We start from the raw sequence: 3,329 nt of genomic DNA, 5'->3' as shown, positions 1-3,329 counted from the left end.
GTCTTCATCTACTGTGACCTATGATGTTTCTGCAGTGACCAGTGCCCAGCTGGGCGAGATCTGTAGTGGAGGTCCCGCGGAAAGTCCTGAACCGATCGCTGAGTATCGATTTGATGAATGTACGGTGGAAAGCGTCCTTGCCGATCAGCAGGACACTTATTCCGCCACTGCAAATGAGGTGAGTACGGTGGATGAGGCGCGGGTGGGTAAAGCCCTCGATCTCTCTGCTACCGGTACGGATGACTGGGTGGATCTGCCTCGTTCATTGATTAATGGCCTTGATGATCTGTCCGTGTCCCTGTGGATAAAAACCTCGACCAGTAAAGGTCAGCAAGAGATTCTTCAGGCATTGGGCTCCAATACCGATGATGACGAGCTGGAGATCTATCTGGTCAACAGCAGTCGTGTACGCCTTCAGATCAAAGATGATGATGTTTATCTCGATAGCGGTGTCACACTGACCAATGGTGCCTGGCATCATCTGGTCGTCACGCGTCAGGATGATCGCGGCTGCCTGTATGTTGACGGCAGCTTGCAGGAGTGTGATACCGGGTTGGGTACCGGCGCGTTGTCCGTGCCCAGAGATGCTGTGGTTATCGGGCAGGAACAGGATTCCTACGGTGGTAGTTTTTCGTCCTCTCAGAGCTTTGAAGGCCTGATGGATGAGTTCAAGGTGTATAACCGTGCGTTAAGCAGCAGCGACGCCAATAGCATCTATACCAATGAGCTGGCCGGTAATAATGCAGACGGCAGCACACGTGAGCCTTTGGATTGTCAGATAACGTTTGAACCACTCGCCGAGCTGCGTTTTGACGAGATCCGTTGGAGCGGTGTTGCCAATGAAGTCAAAGATAGCAGTGGTAACAATAACCACGGGTCCCTTGTGGGTTGGGTGGATGAAGTCGACGTAACCAGCCCTGTCCGAAATATTGCGGAAGGTAAAATTTGTCGGGCCGGTAGTATCGGTTCCAATTCCGACGCTGATGATATCTATGCGATTGATTCGGAGATTGACCTTAACGGTGTGGGTGATGCACATACCGTTAGCTTCTGGTATCGACCGAGCAATGCCTGGAACGATGGCAATACGCGGGTGTTGATGGATGCATCGGGTACCACAGGAAGCAAGATCTACTACTATCTCGCCAAGGAGAGTGATGGGCGATTGGAGTTCGGTCTGGAAAATACCTCGGACGGTGATTTCCGCCAGAAAAGTTCAACGAGTTACAACTTCACCTCTGATACCTGGGTTCATTTAGCGGTCACCGTAGACGCTGATAGCGGGAAAATGAAGGCCTACGTGAACGGATCTAAAGCGCTGGAGCGAGACTTTTCCGGGACATTAGGCGATATCTTTAGCCTCTACTTTGGTGATAACCGCAGTTCTTATACCGCGGGTCCGGGAACCGGGCGTTCAGCGCACGGAGATTTTGACGAAGTGCTGGTGTTTGAGGGAGCCCTCAGTAGTGATCACATCGCGACCATCTATAACTTCCAGAACGAAGGAAAGAACCTGGATGGATCGTTGCGAGAGTGTGCCGACCTTTCCCCTGTTGATCACTACGGTATCTCTGCTCCGGCAACCGCGCTGACCTGTGAGGCCGCGCAAGTGGTGATCACCGCGTATGACGTTGACGGTAATCCCGTCGCACCTTTAGCTGACACCGTGATTACGTTAACGACTGACCCGGGTGTGGATAGCTGGTCTCTCAAGTCTGGAAGTGGTTCGTTTGGGAGCCCCAATACCTATACCTTTGATGGCGAAGAAACTTCAGTGACTTTTGACCTGATCAACACCGATCCGGAAACCATCGATATTGATGTGATGGATGGGGATGAGATCAGCGCGCCGGAAGCTGAAGGTACGATTATATTTCAGGATACAGCCTTCAGCTTCAGCACAATTGCTGCCCAAATTTCAGGAAAAGACAGCGATAACGTGACTCTGAGTGCGCTCAAGACAGATGCTGAGACCGGTGCCTGTGTTGCCCTGAACCCTGGTTCGACTGTAGATGTGGGTATTGCGTACAGCTGTGAGACACCGGGTACCTGTGCGACCGCCCAAGACGGCTTAACCATCGATGGGACATCGCTTGATAGCTTGGCTGAGGGTTATACCACGGTATCGCTGGCGTTTAATGGGGATGGTGAAAGTGAGTTCGAGTTTGCCTACCTTGATGCGGGTGAGATAAAACTCCATGCACAAGCAGAACTGTCAGTTGATGATGAGCTTGAAGGTACGGCTACGGTGACGGGCAGCAGCAATGCTTTTGTGGTGTCACCGGCAGGGTTGTGCATAGAAGCACTGGATGCAAGTGATGATCCTTTTGTCTGTGGTACCGGGGATGCGTCTTGTGATCCATATGCAGCTGCGGGAGCAGACTTTAAGCTGAAAGTGTCTGCGCGGCGATGGCAAACGGGAGAAAGTACTCCGGCCAATTATTGTGATAATAGTGGCCCCACACCAAATTTCTTGCTGAATGGCATTGAACTCAGCCATAAACTCGAAGCACCTGTTGTGGGTTCAGACGGGGATTTAGGTGTAACCTCCGTGAATATCGAATCCGGTGGCGAAGTGACCATCAACAATCAAACGATTGACGAAGTGGGTGTGTTTACTATCACTGCTGCGGAATCATCGTATATGGGGCAGACCATTCCTTCGGCAATCAGCGATGATATCGGTCGCTTTTACCCCGCCCACTTTGCTATTGGGGCAGGTGGGACCGGCGTTACAGATAGACATGATCTTAGCTGCTCACCGGCTTCAGATTTCACCTATATGGGGGAAGAGTTCGAAACTAATTTCGTATTGGTTGCGCAGAATACAGCAAACGAGGTCACACTAAACTATTCGGCTGAAGGTGGATTTGCCAAGTTAAACGACGTTGATCAGCTGGACTTTAAGTTGATCAATGCGCCTTCGGTTGGCGAGATGACTGATCTAAGCGCACGACAGCCGGATATTACGGAAACAGACGAAAAGAATGCGATTGCTGATTCTTTTATCTGGGTGGAGGGTAGCGGCTCTATCACTTTGGAACTGTTGCTAAAACGCAAGAAGGAGGGAGGGAAAGACGTTGAGGATGCGCCCTATACCGATCTGACCTTAGCCATTGCTCCAAACGACGGTGATGCAACACTGAACAGCTTTGATGTCGATATTTCGGGAGATGGAGGCAACGATCATGCGGCGGTGGGAGCAAAAACCGAAGTTCGCTATGGGCGGATGCAGATCCAGAACACCTACGGGCCCGAAACCTCTTCTCTGAACCAGCCCGTGTTTATCCAGTATTACGACGGAACAGGTTTTGTAACAAATACCGATG

The 3,329-nt window shown here is 51.1% G+C and carries 1 protein-coding gene; it reads left to right on the top strand.

Annotation, left to right across the window (positions count from 1 at the left end):
- A partial coding sequence (locus tag ABYW01_RS17285) for a DUF6701 domain-containing protein (protein ID WP_372835134.1) occupies positions 1-3,329 on the top strand: 3,329 nt, incomplete at both ends.

Origin of the sequence: Pontibacterium sp., assembly GCF_041587635.1 — a bacterium.
GTDB lineage: Bacteria > Pseudomonadota > Gammaproteobacteria > Pseudomonadales > Balneatricaceae > Pontibacterium.
This window is presented reverse-complemented; position numbering and strand designations above follow the sequence as displayed.